The sequence below is a fragment of the Burkholderiales bacterium genome (assembly GCA_035560005.1).
Lineage (GTDB): Bacteria > Pseudomonadota > Gammaproteobacteria > Burkholderiales > Eutrophovitaceae > DASRFY01.
In genome coordinates, this window is the sequence record DATMAN010000097.1 from 38,072 (window position 1) to 53,335 (window position 15,264).

The window sequence follows — 15,264 nt, forward strand, 5'->3', positions numbered from 1 at the left end:
GGGGTGCGTCGATGAGCCCGCGCGCTCTGGATATCATCCGAACCGAACACCGCTCGCTGGCGGCGGTGCTGCACGCACTGCAGTATCTGGCGCGCGGCATCGAGGAGCACGGCGCCGCCCCGGACTACGCCCTCCTGCGCTTGATGGTGGACTACATCGAGTCCTTCCATCAGCGCTTTCATCACCCCAAGGAAGACGAGCATCTGTTCAAGGCCATCCGCAGCCGAACGCACGACGGCGATACGCTTCTGGCGGAGCTCGAAGCCCAGCACGCGGAGGGCGACGGCTGGCTGCAGAACCTGCGCGAGGCGGTGAACCAGTTGCAGGCCTCGGGAGGCCGGGCCACCGCGGAGTTCGCACGTGCCGTCGACGTGTACGCCGACTTCCATTGGAGGCACATGCGCCGGGAGGAGGACGAAGTCATGCCGCTGGCCGAACGCGTGCTGAGTGCCGCGGACTGGACGCAGATCGACGCCGCATTCACCAGCAACGACGATCCGATGTTCGGAGCCGCGCCGCAGGAAAAGTACGCGGCACTGTTCAAACTGATCCTCAGCCAGGCGCCACCGCCGGTGGGTTATGGCGGCAAGGGCTGACGCGACGTCAGTGAAGGTCGAGACACGAAATATCACCACGAAGCACCAAGGCACAAAGGAGCACGAAGAAATCTTGTTCGGGTGTTCCGGTGGCGTAACGGCCTCCAAAGTCCTGCCGATACAGATGAACCGCATCGGAAAGACACGACGTTCAAGTTCTCTTTTCGTTTGTGCCGTGGTGTCTTCGTGGTGAATTCTTGTGGTTGATTGGGAGTGATCAATGAGCGACATGACCGAAGCCAATCTCACCGATGCCGTGCTCGCCAGGCTCGAAGGGGCGGGCGATGCGCGCTTCAAGCAGATCATGACGAGCCTCATCAGGCATCTGCACGCCTTCGTGCGCGAAGTCGAGCTGACCGAAGCGGAGTGGGTCGCCGGCATCCAGTTCCTCACGGCCACCGGGCAGAAGTGCGACGACAAGCGTCAGGAGTACATCCTGCTCTCGGACACACTGGGCGTATCGATGCTGGTGGATGCGATCAATCATCGCAAACCCGGCGGCGCCACGGAATCCACTGTGCTGGGCCCGTTCTATGTCCCGGGTGCCCCGGAGATGCCGCTGGGTGCCGACATCGCACGGGGCGTGGAAGGCGAGCCGACCTATTTTTCCGGCTGCGTGCGCAGTCCCGACGGAAGGCCGATCGCCGGCGCGATGCTGGACATCTGGTCGACCGACGGCGAGGGATGGTACGACGTGCAGAAACCCGGCGCGGCGCTGCGCGCGCGGGCCCGCATCCGGAGCGATCCGCAGGGGCGGTATGCGTTCTGGACCGTCAAGCCGGTGAGCTATCCCATTCCGACCGACGGCCCGGTGGGCAGGATGCTGCTGAAGATGGGGCGCCATCCCTACCGGCCGGCGCACACGCACATGATCGTGTCCGCACCCGGCTACGAGCCGGTGACCACGCATGTGTTTGTCGAAGGCGACCCCTATCTGCAATCCGACGCCGTGTTCGCGGTGAAGGAGTCGCTCGTCGTACCTTTCGTGCGGCATGAGCCCGGCGTGGCGCCGGACGGCAGGCGCATGGACAGGACCTATTACACGGTGAGCTACGACTTCGGCCTCGCGCCGGTCTAATGATGGAAGACAGGATCCGATCCGGGCTTATTCTTAGTCCAGTCCGATGAACGATTGGCGCGAAGCGGCCCATGCGCCCGCAACAGGCACGCCGCTATGCCGTCTGGAAGAGGTGCCCGACGGCGGTGGCCACGAGGTCAGCTTCGGAGGAGGGCCGGAGCCCTTCCGCATCCTGCTGCTGCGGCTCGGCGAAGATGTGTTCGCCTATCACAATCGCTGCCCGCACTTCTCGCTGCCGCTGAACTACGAGCCGCAGGTGTTTCATGTCTACGACCGCGAATACCTGATGTGCGCCCACCACACGGCGTTGTTCAAGGTCGCGAGCGGGGAGTGCTTCGACGGCCCGTGCGCCGGTCAGCGGCTGACCGCCATTCCGGTGCGTATCGAGGAAGGAATGGTCAGCGTCGCCTGACTTCAACCTGAAGAAGCTCCTCTGCCTCGTCGCCTGGCTTTGCAGCAGGCGCCTCGGCATCCGCTCCGTCTTATGGCTTCGGCACACTCGCTGCGCGAATGTGAGTCTCCACCCAAAGAAGGCGCGGATGCTCGTAATTCTGAGGAATCAATTCTCCAAGAGACTTCTGAGCATCCACGCCGTCTTTTCATGGACCTGCATGCGCTGGGTGAGCAGATCGGCGGTGGGTTCGTCGGAGGCCTTTTCCACGATCGGGAAGATCTCGCGCGCGGTGCGAACGACTGCCTCCTGGCCCTTGACCAGCGTGCGGATCATTTCCTCCGCCGAGGGCACGCCTTCGACTTCCTTGATCGAGCTGAGCTTCGAGTAGGCGGCATACGAACCCGGCGCGGGGAAACCCAACGCACGGATCCGCTCCGCGATCAGGTCGACCGCCGCCGCCAGCTCGGTGTACTGCTGCTCGAACATCAGGTGCAGCGTGTTGAACATCGGGCCGGTGACGTTCCAGTGGAAGTTGTGCGTCTGCAGGTAAAGCGTGTAGGTGTCGGCCAGCAGCTTGGACAGACCCTGCGCGATCTGCGCGCGGTCCTTCTCGCCGATACCGATGTCGATGTTCTGCGAAACACCGCGCGAAGCATTTGCCTTGGTGTCCATTCTCGGTTCTCCTTTCTTCGAGACATCTACGGATTCAATCCAGTACCGTGTCCAGAATCATCATCAATACGAAGCCACAGATCAAGCCGATGGAGGACTCGCGCTCGTGGCCCATGCGGTGCGACTCCGGAATGACCTCGTGGCTGACGACGAAGATCATCGCGCCGGCGGCGAATCCAAGCCCCCAGGGCAGGATCGCTTCCGAGGCGCCGAGCATGCCCGCGCCGAGCGCACCGCCGAGCGGTTCCAGCACTCCGGTGGCGGCCGCCGCCGCCGCGGCGAACGGGGCCGGGTAACCGACGCTGGCCAGCGCAAGCGCCACCACGAGCCCTTCCGGAATGTTCTGTGCCGCGATGCCGAGCGCGAGCGCGACCCCGTTGGCAACGTTGCCGCCGCCGAACCCCACCCCGACGGCCAGGCCCTCGGGAAAGTTATGCAGCGCGACAGCCGCTACGAACAGCCAGATGCGCTTGAGTTCCGTCGCCCTCGCCCTTTCTGCACCTTTCAGGAAGTGTTCGTGCGGCAAGAAGCGGTCGAGCAGGAGCATCGCCAGTGCGCCGAGCAGGATACCGCCCGCCACCAAGCCGACGCCCGCACCGCGGCTTCCGGCCAGCTCCGTTCCGGCCTCGATGCCGGGCAGGATCAGGGAAAAGGCCGAGGCAGCGAGCATCACGCCGGCGCCGAACCCGAGCATCGTGTCCTGCGCGCGGCTCGACACCCGGCGTACCAACAGCACCGGAACCGCGCCCAGCGCAGTGGTCGCGGCCGTCACCGCTGTGGCGACCAGCGCCGGCACGAGCGCCGGATTCGCGGCAATCCAGCGCAGCAGCGCCGAGATCGCCTCGGCAGTCAGCGCGACGAGTCCAGCCGCCAGGATCAGGAAGCCCGCGATGCGCCGCGCACCCGGCGTCGGCCGCCCGGCGAGCCGGCGTCCCGCGTGGATCAAGGCTGCAGTCATGTGCGGTCCTCCATTCGGCCCGACCTGTGCCGGGCCACGCGGACAAGATAGGGGCGCAAGCCCAATCGATCCAATGAGAAAAATCTGACATACCGATCGCAATCGGCGATCAAAGGCCCACGTTGCTCGCCGAGTCCGTGCGCGGCCCGAAGCGGCTGCGGGAGATGCGGAGGCGGCCCAGGGCCGAGCGGGATTCAGCGCCGGCGCTGTGCGGCGAAGTCCGCCGGGCGGCAGACCGCGTCAGTCGTAGCGGATGTATCGGTAGCGCTCGTCTTCGTTCGGCGTGCCTTCGAGCGGTCCGCCTTCCTGGCCGGGCTGCCACTGGATCACTTCCTCGATCTTCGTGGCCAGCGCGAAGTCCTTGTCGGTCACGCCTTTGGCACTGTGCGTGGACAGTTTCACGACGACGGAGGAGTAGGACACCTCGAGGTCCGGATGGTGCCAAGCCGCCTCGGCCAGATGACCGATGGCGTTGACCACCATCAACGTTGCCTTCCAGCCGGCCGTGTGAAATCTTCTGCAGATGCAGCCTTCGGCGTGCGTCCAGTGCCGCAGGCTGCCCGTGAGGCGTTGCCTGATTTCCTGTTCGCCGTAAACCCTTTCCATCGCATCCCTCCGCCGCCGGCGTTTGATCGGTGTCTCGCCGCAGGCATTGTAGCTGCGCGGCGAACGGCGGGTGGGTTTCGCGTTCCGCTTCGGAGGGTGGAGGAAGCTGGAGCGTCTGGCGCCAGAAGGCGCCGGCTACGCTCGAGCAGATCGCCACCGCGGCCCGGCCCGTTTTCTTCCTTGCGCAAGCCGGGGTCAAGCGCGATTTCAAGCAACGCCGCCCGTGCGCGAGGCTTGGCGCGCGCCTTCGATTTGAGTCTGCATATCGTCAAGCGGCACGTGGCGAACATCCTCAACAAACTCGACCTGTCCTCGCGCGCAGGCGGCGGCCTGGCTGCACGCGCGTCGCTGATCGCAGCGTGCTTGCCTTACGAACCCGGTTCCACGCGCAGCCAGATTGTCACCGGGCCGTCGTTGGTCAGCGTAACCTGCATAGGGGCGCCAAATTGGCCGCCGGCAACCGGCGAGTGCAGCTTGCGCGCCCGCGCCAGCAGATAGTCGAACAGCACCCGGCCTTCCTCGGGCGGTGCGGCCGCAGTGAAGCTCGGGCGATTGCCCTTGCGGGTGTCGGCGGCCAGGGTGAACTGCGGTACCAGGAGCAGTGCGCCGCCGACCTGCACGAGGCTCAAGTTCATCTTTCCTTGCGCGTCGCCGAACACGCGGAGGTTAAGCAGCCGTTCCAGCAACCGGTCGGCCTGCGCGCGAGCGTCGCCGCGCTCGGCACACACGAGGACCATGAGTCCCGGCCCGATTTCGCCTACGGTTCGCCCATCGACTTCCACGCGCGCCTGCGTGACACGCTGTAGCAGTCCGATCACCTGGCTCGACCTCCCTGCTGTGGCTCATGATGCCATTGTGACTGTCCGTGCCGTTGCTCCCAGGATCGGCGGCCGAAGCCGGGCAGAACCGGCCGCGGCGCGCGATCGCCGCGCATCCGCGCTTTACCACATCGCGGGACCCACGATGCTCGCAAGGCTGATGCCGACCGCAGGCCGGTTTGTCCAGCTCGGTGCAAAAGCTCTCGGCGGTGCGCCGGACGCGGCGGGCCCATTTCGACTGGACGTGGGTCCCGACGATTCCTTGCGCCGCGGCCATTGCGGCGCTCACTTACTTCGTCGGCGGCTTCGTTCCCTGACGACTGCCCGCGCGCGCCTCGCGCACGGGGTCGGGGGCTTCGCTGGTGTGTCGGGGCTCCTGTGCCCAGAACCGCTCCATCGCAACGAAGGTGTAGGAAGCCGACCAGCCGATCAGCAGCAGGCCGATCAAGGTCTCGGAGCCGGCGATCAACTGCAACGGGCCGGCCGGCGTGATGTCGCCGAACCCGAGCGACGTGAAGGTCTCCGCCGAGAAATAGAGGCTGTCGAGAAAGCCCACTTGGGCCACGCCCTTGAACGCGCCGATCGACAGCCCGTTCACGAACCCGAGGTAGGTGAGCGCATACAACAGCACCTGCGCCGCGTGCGAGAAGAACGTTGCGACGATCACCAGAATGAGTTTCGCTCGTGGCGCGATGCGCACAGCCGGAAGCGCAGTGGACAGCGCGCGCAATACCTCGTAGTGGACGACGGTAGCAACCAGGAGAAGAATCACACAGGCGGCGGCGGCAAGAAACATGGGTCCTCCTCATAGAATACGCATCGGGCGCGGGCTCGAGGTATGGGCCCGAAGAAACTGATGGCCGTCAGTTCGGGTGGACGTCAGCGACCAATTGTGCACGATCGGTGCGCGCCGACGGGAGGAACTCATGGCAAAGCAATCGGACAGGACCGCGGTGGCTACGCTCGCGGGAGGCTGCTTCTGGTGCCTCGAAGCGGTGTACGACCGGCTCGAAGGCGTGATCAGCGTGGAATCGGGATACATGGGTGGTCACACCCCAAACCCTACTTACAAGACGGTGTGCGACGGGGACACCGGGCACGCCGAAGTCGTGCGCATTACCTATGATCCGGCAGTGATCCCGTATCGGGCTTTGCTGGAAGTGTTCTTCTCCATCCACGACCCGACCACCCTCAACCGCCAAGGCAACGACGTGGGCACCCAGTATCGCTCCGCCATTTTCTATCATTCGCCCGAACAGAAGGCCGAAGCCGAGCGGATGATCCGTCAGCTCGCCGAACAAAAGGCCTTTCCCGACCCGATCGTGACCGAAGTCGTGCCCGCGACCGAGTTCTACATGGCCGAGGGTTATCACCAGGAATATTTCGAGAACAACCCGAACCAGCCCTATTGCCAGTTCGTGGTCGCGCCCAAGGTCGCCAAGTTCCGCCAGAAATGGGCGAGCCGGCTGAAGCGCAACGCCTGAACGCTGGCGCGCCGTGGCCTTGATTCCCGGCGCAGGCGGCATCCGGTTCATAATGGAGCCACTCGGCCGAGCCCGGCCGGGTCTACCTGGAGTCAAGTCTTGAAGCGGGATCCATCTGCCGCGGGCGATCGATCTGCCGCGCTCGAAGCCTCCGGCGGTATCGAGGGGCGGCTGCGCCGCTTGGAAGAGATCAACCGCAGCCTGGAGCATGAGGTCGTGCAGCACCGCAAGGCGGCGGAACTGGCGCGCGGCCAGTCGGAGATGCTCATCCAGTCGCTGAATTTTCTGGCGGCCGAATCCAATCTCGACAAGTTTCTGGGCCACGTGCTGAAGGTCACGGTGCAGCAACTGCGCGGGGTGGGCGGCACGCTCTGGTTCCCGGATCCTGTCACCGGTACCACCCGACTGCACCTCGAATATGTCGACTCGCGCATCATTCCGGCCTCCGAATCCCATCATCCCGCGGTTTCGCATCCGCTACCCGTTGGTGGCCGTCCGGTGTCGACCTTTCCCACCGATCGCGCGGAAACCTATGTGCTCTGGCGGGAAGTGTCGGGCATGCCGGAGGAGAACCGCGCCTACATCCAGTCGCTTGGCGTGCGGACACTGCTGACCGTGCCGATGCTGCTGGGGATGGAGACGGTCGGCTGGATCTGCGTGCGCAGCAGCGATCCCGATCCCACCGAGCTTGAGCGCAAGACCTATCTGGCCGAGGCGCTCGCGGGTCAGGCCACGCTCGCGGTGCAGATGGCGCGGCTGCACGAGCAGGCGCGCCAGGCCGCGGTGCTGGAGGAGCGCAACCGCATCGCCCGCGACATCCACGACACGCTCGCCCAAGGATTAACCGGCGTCATCGTGAACCTGGAGGCCGCCAGCCGCAATCTGAAGAAGCACAACATGGATGTCGCGCTCGAGCATATCGAGCACGCGCGCAGCCTGGCCCAAGCCGGTCTGGGCGAAGCCCGTCTTTCTGTCAGGGCGTTGCGCCCGGACGCGCTGCAACAAGCCGATCTCGCGCATGCGCTGCAGTCGCTGACGCGCGACGTCCAGACCAGCGGAACGCTGAGCGCACGCTTCGCGATGATCGGCGAGAAGGCATCCCTGCCGGGAGACGTGGAGAGCGAACTGCTCAGGATCGCGCAGGAAGCCGTGACAAACGTGCTCAAGCATGCGCGTGCACGACAGGTCGAGCTGAAGCTGTCGTTCGGCGCGGATGCGGTGAGCCTGACCATCGCCGACGACGGCGTCGGTTTCAATGCGACGGCCCATCACGACGGCTTCGGCCTGCTGGGCATGCGCGAGCGGGCGGAACGCATTGGCGCGCGATTGCTGGTCGGCAGCCGCAGCGGGCAGGGCACGCGCGTGGAAGCCGTGTGGTCGAGGAGCAACCTGCGCGATGCGTGAACCCGAACGATCGGGCACGCCCCTGATGGAGCGCAAGTCGGATCCGCGCAAGATCAGGGTCTTGATCGCCGACGATCATGCCCTGGTACGGCGCGGGTTCGCCGCGATCATCAATATGGAAGACGACGTGGCTGTCGTGGGCGAGGCGGCCGACGGCGAGGAGGTGGTGGAACTTTGGCGGCAGTTGCAGCCGGACGTCGTGCTGATGGACCTGCGCATGCCGAAGCTGGAGGGCGTCGAGGCCATCAAGCGCATCCGCGCGCAGGATCCCGCCGCGGCGATCATCGTGCTGACCACTTTCGACCACGACGAGGACATCTACGCCGGGCTGCGGGCCGGCGCGAAGGCCTATCTGCTGAAGGATGCCCAGCCCGAAGAGCTGTTCCGCTGTATCCGGGCGGTCCGGGCCGGCGAGGCATACCTCCAGCCCAAGGTGGCGGCGAAACTGGCGCAGCGCGTCCAGGAGGAGCCGTTGACCGAGCGGGAAGTCCAGATTCTGAAGCTGCTGGCGGAGGGAAAGAGCAATCGCGCCATCGGGCAGGCGCTGTTCATCACCGAAAGCACCGTAAAAAGCCATCTCAAGAGTCTGTTCGTCAAGCTCGACGTCACGAGCCGCGCCGAGGCGATCGCGCTCGCCGCCAAGCGCGGATTGGTCAAGTTCTAGGACTCAACGCATCGCCGCCTTTCGACTCACCCGAAAGGGGCAGACGCAGCTCCCACGAAGGGAGCCGGGGAATTCGTTCGTCCGCCGGATGTACCGCTCGCGCGGCGGAATCAAAATCGGGGCCAGCATCGAGGTCCTTCCGCCAAAGAGCGAGACCGCAGGCCCGCGCCCTTGCGGCGCATGTTCAAGCGTCATGACCAAAAAAGTCGCGTATTCCGTGCCGAGACGGACCCGCCGCCGAAGCATCGCTTGTGCCGGGGGCGTGGACTGCCCATGTCGGTGACTTCCTGGTTGCGACTGTCCGCGGCGGTCGATGCGCTCAATCGCCGCGTGGGCCGCTACGTGAGCTGGCTGATCCTGGGCATGACGGCGATCAGCGCCCTGAACGCGCTGTCCCGAAAGTTGCTGAACTACAGCTCGAACGCGTTCCTGGAAGTCCAGTGGTACTTGTTCGCGGCGGTGTTCATGCTGGCCGCCGGCTACACGCTGCTCAGCAACGAGCACGTGCGGGTGGACATCCTGAACACCCGGTTGCGCCTTCGCGCGCGACTGTGGATCGAAATCATCGGAACGGTCTTCTTTCTCTGGCCGTTCACGCTCCTGATCCTGTGGTACGGATGGCCCTACTTCGTGCTCTCCTACAGAACCGGCGAGTGGTCCCTCAACGCCGGTGGCCTCATCATTTGGCCGGTGAAGCTGCTCATTCCGCTCGGCTTCCTGCTGCTCTTCCTGCAGGGCGTTTCCCAGTTCATCAAGCTGGCCGCTGCCCTGCGCGGCCGGTCCGATCCGCGGCCGCTGCTGGAGCGGCACAGCCCGCTCGACGACGAGGTCAGGGCGATGTTTGGCGATCAGCGAGATGGCGGGAGCGCTCGGTGACCGGCTGGCTCGTGGAGAACATCGGGCCGCTGATGTTCGCCGGCCTGGTGGTGTTCCTGCTGCTTGGGTATCCCGTGGCATTCGCGCTGTCCGCGGTCGGCTTGCTGTTCGGGTTCATCGGCGTAGAGCTCGGCCTGCTGCACGCGGAGCTTTTGCAGGCGCTGCCACAGCGCATATACGGGATCATGCAGAACGATACGCTGCTCGCGATCCCGTTCTTCACCTTCATGGGGCTGATTCTGGAACGCAGCCGGATGGCCGAGGATCTGCTCGACACGCTCGGCCAGCTCTTCGGCCCCATGCGCGGCGGTCTGGCGTACGCGGTGGTCTTCGTCGGCGGCCTGCTCGCGGCCACCACCGGCGTGGTTGCGGCTTCGGTGATCGCCATGGGCCTGATTTCTCTGCCGATCATGCTGCGCTACGGCTACGACAAGCGCCTGGCCACAGGGGCGATCGCCGCGTCTGGGACGCTGGCGCAGATCATTCCTCCTTCGCTGGTGCTGATCGTCATGGCGGACCAGCTTGGCAGGTCGATCGGCGATCTGTACCGGGGCGCACTGGTTCCGGGGCTGACGCTGATGGGCCTGTACGCGGTCTATGTATTCTTCGTGAGCCTGTTTCGTCCCGCTCACGCACCGGCTCTGCCGGCAGCCGCGCGAACGCTGCGCGGAGCACAGCTTGGTCGCCGAATCGCAGTTTCGCTTGTGCCTCCCGTCGTGCTGATCTTTCTGGTGCTGGGGACGATCTTCATCGGGGTGGCAACGCCGACCGAGGGCGGGGCCATGGGCGCCTGCGGCGCGCTTGCGCTGGCCGCCGCCAAAAGGCGGCTGACGTTGAGTGTCCTGCGCCAGTCGATGGACACCACTGCCAAGCTGTCCTGCTTCGTGATGTTCATCCTGATCGGCTCGACCGTGTTCGGCCTGGTGTTTCGCGGCGTCGACGGCGACCTGTGGGTGGAACACCTGCTCACCGGCTTGCCCGGCGGTGTGGTCGGGTTTCTGGTCGCGGTCAACGTGCTGGTATTCCTGCTGGCCTTCTTCCTCGACTACTTCGAGCTTGCGTTCATCGTCGTGCCCCTGCTCGCGCCGGTAGCGGAGAAACTGGGCATCGATCTGGTCTGGTTCGGGGTGCTGCTCAGCGTGAACATGCAGACCTCGTTTCTGCACCCGCCGTTCGGCTTCGCCCTCTTCTACTTGCGCAGCGTGGCTCCGCAGGAGGTGCGCACCGGGCACATCTATTGGGGCGCCGTGCCGTTCGTGTGCATCCAGCTCTTCATGGTGGGGCTGTTGATCGCGTTTCCGCACCTCGCGACCGTCGGGCACCGCGAGCTCGATGCGAGCACGCAGATCAGACTGGAGGCACCGGTGAGCAACGAATTCGATTCGGCCCCAATGATCTTCGAGGTGCGCCCCGAGGACCTGGAGAACTATTGGGGCACCCCCAATGACGGGCCACGACGGTGATGGATAGGCGATCGTTCGTGAACCGAGCTTGCGCTGGGCTTGCCGTGGCAGGCGCCTGCCCTGCGGCGCCGGTGGCCGCACAGACGGAGCCGGCGGTGCGCTGGCGCATGGCGTCGAGCTTCCCGAAGAGCCTGGACAACATCTTCGGAGCTGCCGAAACCCTGACCGAGCGGGTACGGCTGCTCACCAACGGGCGTTTCGAGATCCGGGTGTTCGCTGCGGGCGAGCTGGTTCCCGGGTTCCAGGTGCTCGATGCCTGCCAGCAGGGGACGGTCGAATGCGGGCAAACTCAGGGCTTCTATTACATCGGCAAGAACAGGGCGTTCGCCTTCGACAGTGCGCTGCCCTTCGGGCTGAACTCGCGCATGCAGAACGCCTGGCTCTACTACGGCGGAGGGCTCGAGCTGGTGCGCGAACTGTATCGCGAGCACAACACCATGATCTTCCCAGCCGGCAATACCGGAGTGCAGATGGGCGGGTGGTGGCGCGAGCAGCTCGGCAGCGTGGCGGATTTGCGCGGCAGGAAGGTGCGCATTCCGGGTATCGCTGGAGAAATCATGGCACGCCTCGACGCCGTCCCGCAGACCATTCCTGGCAGCGACATCTATCCGGCGCTCGAGAAGGGCGCCATCGACGCTGCGGAGTGGGTGGGCCCCTACGACGACGAGAAGCTCGGTTTCTATCGCGTCGCGCCGCATTACTACTTTCCCGGCTGGTGGGAAGGGTGCTCGTGCATCTCCTTCATCGTGAACCTGTCCGAGTGGAACAAGCTGCCGCCCGCCTATCGCGAGGCATTCGCCACCGCCGCCGCCGAGGCCAACGTACGCATGGTCGCGGCCTACGACGCAAGAAATCCGCCAGCGCTCGCGCGACTGGTGCAGCGCGGCGTGAAGCTGCACCCCTATCCGAAAGACGTGATGGCCGCCGCGTTCAAGGCGGCAAGCGACCTGTACGAGGAAGAGGCCGCGGCCAATCCGGTGTTCCGCCGTTTCTATCAGTCATGGAAGACGTTTCGTTATGCGCAGTACCAGTGGTACCGGATCGCGGAAGCGCCCTTCAGCAATTTCATGGCGGGGCAGCGGCTGCCGTTCAGGTGAGGAGGTTCGGTGCGATGTCCGCCATCGGGAATTCCGGCTCGTTCGAACGGGTGTGCAGCCGTGTGCACGAGTGCGCGGGCAAGGATGGGTGAACGCACAGCAGCGCTGTCCGGGTCACGGGCAGCGGACGCACGTTCCGCTCTGGATTGGCCCATGCAGGACCACGGGCCGTTTTGAAAGTGCAACTCGAAAGGGGGTTCAACAGCCATGCCTAAACTGAGCATCAATGGACAAAGCCACTTCACCGATTCGCCGCCGGACACGCCGCTGCTCTGGGTGCTGCGCGAAGACCTGGGGCTGACGGGAACCAAGTACGGCTGTGGAATCGCCGTTTGCGGGGCCTGCACGGTCCACGTCAACGGCCAGGCAGTGCGCTCCTGCGTGGTCAAGGTCGGCGACGTCGAGGGCGCGGTCATCACCACGATAGAAGGCTTGCACCCCGCGGACCAGCATCCCGTGCAGCAGGCCTGGATCGAACACCAGGTCCCGCAGTGCGGTTATTGCCAGTCCGGGCAGATCATGCAGGCGGCCGCGCTGCTGGCGGTCAATCCCAACCCCACGAACGAGGAGATCGTGGCGCACATGAACGGCAACCTGTGCCGCTGCGCGACCTATCCGCGCATCGTGGGCGCCGTGCGCCGCGCCGCAGAGATCATGAAGGAGGGCCGGAAGAATGTCTGACGTCAATACTCAGAACAACCACGAAATCACCCGCAGGGAATTTCTGGTCCGCTCCGCGGTGATCGCGGGCAGCGGTTTCCTCAGCATCGGCCTGCCCGGTTTCCTCGCTCCGAGGGACGCCGAGGCCGCGATCGCCACGCAGTCGTTTACGCCGTCGATCTGGTTCACCATCACACCGGACGGCAAGACCACGATGCACATCATCAAGGCCGAGATGGGTCAGCACATCGGCACCGCGCTGGCGCAGATCATCGCCGAGGAACTGGAAGTGAAGTGGGAGGACGTGCGGCTGGACACGCCGCTGGAAAGCGTCGAGAACTTCGCGGTCTTTGGCCTCGCGTACACGGTCAACAGCGGCAGCGTGACCACGGAGTTCGACCGCCTGTCGCGCGCCGGCGCTGCAGGGCGCATCGCGCTGGTCGAGGCCGGTGCGAGATTGCTCGGCGTGCCGCCGTCCGGATGCTACGCGGCGATGAGCCGGGTCTTCGACAAGGCGAGCGGGCGATCGGTCGGATACGGAGAGATCCTGCAGAAGGTCAAAATCGATCGCAAATTCTCCTACCCGGAAGAGTTCAAGAAGATTGCCCTGAAGCCGCGCGGACAGTACAAGGTGATCGGCAAGTCCATCCCCGCGCTCGACATCCCGGCCAAGACCAACGGGCAAGCGAAGTATGGCATCGACGTGCGCCTGCCGGGCATGTGCTACGGCGCGCTGATGATCCCTCGCACCCGCTATGCGTCCAAGGTGCTCAGCATCGACGAGCGCGAAGCGAAGAAGATCCCGGGCTTCATCAAGGCGGTCAGGATTGACGACTCGATGGGCAAGTGCACCGGATGGACGGTCGCGCTGGCCGAATCCTTCCCGGCCGCGGTGAAGGCGACCAAGGCGCTCAAGGTCAACGTCGATCCTGGGCCTTACGGCAACTTGAGTCTGTCCGACATCATGGAAGAGTTCTCGGAGATGTCGAAGAACAACGAGGCTTCTGCGGCCTGGGTGCTGGAGGGCGACGTGGACAAGGCGCTCGCTCAGGCGCAAAAGGTGCTGGAGATGGAATACAGCACCGACATGGTATGTCACGCGACGATGGAGCCGATCAGCGCCACGGTGCACCAGTCCGCCGATGGGGCGTGGCACGTCTACACCGGTACGCAGAGCACTTCGTTCGCGCGCATGACTTTGACCGCGTATCTGTCGAAAGTGCTGAACAAGAAGGCGGAGGAGATCAAGGTCTACGTTCACCAGTACGTGCTCGGCGGCGGGTTCGGAGGAAAACAGGATTACGACGACATTCTCGCCGCGGCGTACTGCGCAAAAGAGGTCGGACGGCCCGTGAAGCTCATCCAGACGCGCGAGTCGCAGTTCGCCACCAGTTTCCCGCGCACGCCGACTTACCACCGGCTGCGGGCCGGCCTCAGGGACGGCCAGCTCGTTGCGATGAACCACGACATCGTGTGCGGATGGATGGGGCCGCGCTTTGCAGTCGGCAAGAAATACGGGTCCGACTGGCTGCAACTCGATTCCTGGGACGAGAAGAAACAGGACATCGATCAGTGGTCCATCGGTGGCAGCGATCACTGGTACTACGTGCCCAATCACCGCGTGCGTGCTTGGAACAGCGATCGCACCACGTGGGCGGTACAAGCCTCGGCGCTGCGCACCGTTTCCAACTCGTACAACATGTTCGTGGTCGAGTCGTTCATGGACGAAGTGGCGCACGCACTCGGGCGCGATCCGCTCGAGTTCCGCCTGTCGCTGTTGAACGGCAAGGGCGGCAATCGCGGTATCCCCAACGCGGGCTATCCGACGGGCACCGGATCCGACTATTACATGGATCAGTTGTGGATCTCGTTACCCTGGACCAAGGAGGGCAGCTGGATTCCGTACGAGTCCGCTACGGTCGGCGGGGCGCTGCGGCTGGCGAACTGCCTGCGGGTCGCGGCGGGCAAGGTCGGCTGGGGCCGGCGCCTGCCGCCCAACACGGGGCTGGGCCTCGCGGTGTCCTCCGCCGAAGAGCGGCAAAGCCCGACCTGGGTGGCCGGCGCGGCCGAGGTCGCGGTCGATCCAAAAACCGGCAAGTACCGCATCAACAAGCTCAGCATCGCAATGGACATGGGCACGTGCATCAATCCGCTCAACGCCACCGCCCAGATCCAGGGCGCGGCACTATGGGGTGCGAGTCAGGTCATGTCGGAGCGTCTGACCTACAAGAACGGCGCGATCGAGCAGACCAACTTCCACGAGTACCAGACGATCCGCCTCGCGGATGTGCCCGAGATCGATGTCGAGATCATCCAGAGCGGGCATCATCCGAGCGGGGTGGGCGAGCCGGCCTCGACGGTCGTGGCGCCCGCGGTGGCCAATGCCATCTTCAATGCCGTGGGAGCGCGCGTGCGCCATATGCCGATCACGCCTGCCGCGGTGCTGGAGGCGATGAAGCGCAAAGCCTGATTCGGCGCAACGGCGGACAGGGTC

At 64.8% G+C, this 15,264-nt stretch carries 16 protein-coding genes; 11 read left to right on the top strand and 5 right to left on the bottom strand.

Translation table 11 applies throughout. The features are described 5' to 3' along the window. Positions 1–11: 11 nt before the first annotated feature. From VNM24_15185 to VNM24_15195, 3 genes are all read left to right on the top strand, one after another. Positions 12–596: a hemerythrin domain-containing protein gene (locus VNM24_15185; protein ID HWQ39925.1), complete on the top strand. Its 585-nt coding sequence runs from the start codon at positions 12–14 to the stop codon at positions 594–596. A gap of 220 nt (positions 597–816) precedes the next feature. Next, on the top strand, positions 817–1,674 hold the full coding sequence (locus VNM24_15190) for an intradiol ring-cleavage dioxygenase (protein ID HWQ39926.1): 858 nt from the start codon (positions 817–819) through the stop codon (positions 1,672–1,674). A 46-nt stretch (positions 1,675–1,720) separates the two neighbouring features. Then, positions 1,721–2,086, top strand: a complete 366-nt coding sequence (locus VNM24_15195) for a Rieske (2Fe-2S) protein (protein HWQ39927.1) — start codon at positions 1,721–1,723, stop codon at positions 2,084–2,086. A 147-nt stretch (positions 2,087–2,233) separates the two neighbouring features. Here the strand turns inward: VNM24_15195 and VNM24_15200 are convergent, their stop codons facing one another. The 5 genes from VNM24_15200 to VNM24_15220 form a co-directional block, all read right to left on the bottom strand. After that, a complete protein-coding gene (locus VNM24_15200; protein HWQ39928.1) occupies positions 2,234–2,740 on the bottom strand; it encodes a Dps family protein in 507 nt (168 codons plus the stop codon). A 34-nt stretch (positions 2,741–2,774) separates the two neighbouring features. Beyond that, positions 2,775–3,698, bottom strand: a complete 924-nt coding sequence (locus VNM24_15205; protein ID HWQ39929.1) for a ZIP family metal transporter — start codon at positions 3,696–3,698, stop codon at positions 2,775–2,777. Positions 3,699–3,938: 240 nt separating this feature from the next. Further along, positions 3,939–4,304, bottom strand: coding sequence for a 4a-hydroxytetrahydrobiopterin dehydratase (locus VNM24_15210; protein HWQ39930.1), 366 nt, complete (start codon positions 4,302–4,304; stop codon positions 3,939–3,941). A 368-nt stretch (positions 4,305–4,672) separates the two neighbouring features. Further along, the gene (gene dtd / locus VNM24_15215; protein ID HWQ39931.1) at positions 4,673–5,122 is read right to left on the bottom strand and encodes a D-aminoacyl-tRNA deacylase; all 450 of its coding nucleotides are present in this window, start codon (positions 5,120–5,122) and stop codon (positions 4,673–4,675) included. Between the two features lie 289 nt (positions 5,123–5,411). Further along, complete coding sequence (locus VNM24_15220; GenBank protein HWQ39932.1) at positions 5,412–5,918, bottom strand: potassium channel family protein; 507 nt, start codon at positions 5,916–5,918, stop codon at positions 5,412–5,414. A 130-nt stretch (positions 5,919–6,048) separates the two neighbouring features. On the opposite strand from VNM24_15220, the gene msrA reads away from it, so the two are divergent. The 8 genes from msrA to VNM24_15260 all read left to right on the top strand — a co-directional run bounded on the left by msrA (position 6,049) and on the right by VNM24_15260 (position 15,240). After that, entirely contained in the window at positions 6,049–6,606 is a 558-nt protein-coding gene (gene msrA / locus VNM24_15225; GenBank protein ID HWQ39933.1) for a peptide-methionine (S)-S-oxide reductase MsrA, read from the top strand. A 99-nt stretch (positions 6,607–6,705) separates the two neighbouring features. Further along, positions 6,706–8,010 (top strand): GAF domain-containing sensor histidine kinase, encoded by a 1,305-nt coding sequence (locus VNM24_15230; protein HWQ39934.1) that lies wholly within the window; start codon positions 6,706–6,708, stop codon positions 8,008–8,010. Next, the gene (locus VNM24_15235) at positions 8,003–8,674 is read left to right on the top strand and encodes a response regulator transcription factor (GenBank protein ID HWQ39935.1); all 672 of its coding nucleotides are present in this window, start codon (positions 8,003–8,005) and stop codon (positions 8,672–8,674) included. The genes VNM24_15230 and VNM24_15235 overlap by 8 nt, the downstream gene beginning before the upstream one ends. Positions 8,675–8,947: 273 nt before the next feature. Continuing rightward, positions 8,948–9,550, top strand: coding sequence for a TRAP transporter small permease subunit (locus VNM24_15240; protein ID HWQ39936.1), 603 nt, complete (start codon positions 8,948–8,950; stop codon positions 9,548–9,550). Then, positions 9,547–11,013: a TRAP transporter large permease subunit gene (locus tag VNM24_15245; GenBank protein HWQ39937.1), complete on the top strand. Its 1,467-nt coding sequence runs from the start codon at positions 9,547–9,549 to the stop codon at positions 11,011–11,013. The genes VNM24_15240 and VNM24_15245 overlap by 4 nt, the downstream gene beginning before the upstream one ends. Further along, positions 11,013–12,110, top strand: a complete 1,098-nt coding sequence (gene dctP / locus VNM24_15250; GenBank protein HWQ39938.1) for a TRAP transporter substrate-binding protein DctP — start codon at positions 11,013–11,015, stop codon at positions 12,108–12,110. The genes VNM24_15245 and dctP overlap by 1 nt, the downstream gene beginning before the upstream one ends. Before the next feature lie 207 nt (positions 12,111–12,317). Next, entirely contained in the window at positions 12,318–12,791 is a 474-nt protein-coding gene (locus tag VNM24_15255; protein ID HWQ39939.1) for a (2Fe-2S)-binding protein, read from the top strand. Continuing rightward, positions 12,784–15,240 (top strand): molybdopterin cofactor-binding domain-containing protein, encoded by a 2,457-nt coding sequence (locus tag VNM24_15260; protein HWQ39940.1) that lies wholly within the window; start codon positions 12,784–12,786, stop codon positions 15,238–15,240. The genes VNM24_15255 and VNM24_15260 overlap by 8 nt, the downstream gene beginning before the upstream one ends. Positions 15,241–15,264: the final 24 nt, after the last annotated feature.

What these genes read in the sequence shown, in the direction of transcription:
- dctP (HWQ39938.1), top strand. Translation starts at nt 11,013, where the DNA reads ATGGATAGGCGATCGTTCGTGAACCGAGCTTGCGCTGGGCTTGCCGTG.
- VNM24_15240 (HWQ39936.1), top strand. Translation starts at nt 8,948, where the DNA reads ATGTCGGTGACTTCCTGGTTGCGACTGTCCGCGGCGGTCGATGCGCTC.
- VNM24_15220 (HWQ39932.1), bottom strand. Translation starts at nt 5,918, where the DNA reads ATGTTTCTTGCCGCCGCCGCCTGTGTGATTCTTCTCCTGGTTGCTACC.
- VNM24_15190 (HWQ39926.1), top strand. Translation starts at nt 817, where the DNA reads ATGAGCGACATGACCGAAGCCAATCTCACCGATGCCGTGCTCGCCAGG.
- VNM24_15235 (HWQ39935.1), top strand. Translation starts at nt 8,003, where the DNA reads ATGCGTGAACCCGAACGATCGGGCACGCCCCTGATGGAGCGCAAGTCG.
- VNM24_15185 (HWQ39925.1), top strand. Translation starts at nt 12, where the DNA reads ATGAGCCCGCGCGCTCTGGATATCATCCGAACCGAACACCGCTCGCTG.
- VNM24_15200 (HWQ39928.1), bottom strand. Translation starts at nt 2,740, where the DNA reads ATGGACACCAAGGCAAATGCTTCGCGCGGTGTTTCGCAGAACATCGAC.
- VNM24_15210 (HWQ39930.1), bottom strand. Translation starts at nt 4,304, where the DNA reads ATGGAAAGGGTTTACGGCGAACAGGAAATCAGGCAACGCCTCACGGGC.
- msrA (HWQ39933.1), top strand. Translation starts at nt 6,049, where the DNA reads ATGGCAAAGCAATCGGACAGGACCGCGGTGGCTACGCTCGCGGGAGGC.
- VNM24_15260 (HWQ39940.1), top strand. Translation starts at nt 12,784, where the DNA reads ATGTCTGACGTCAATACTCAGAACAACCACGAAATCACCCGCAGGGAA.
- VNM24_15205 (HWQ39929.1), bottom strand. Translation starts at nt 3,698, where the DNA reads ATGACTGCAGCCTTGATCCACGCGGGACGCCGGCTCGCCGGGCGGCCG.
- VNM24_15255 (HWQ39939.1), top strand. Translation starts at nt 12,318, where the DNA reads ATGCCTAAACTGAGCATCAATGGACAAAGCCACTTCACCGATTCGCCG.
- VNM24_15195 (HWQ39927.1), top strand. Translation starts at nt 1,721, where the DNA reads ATGAACGATTGGCGCGAAGCGGCCCATGCGCCCGCAACAGGCACGCCG.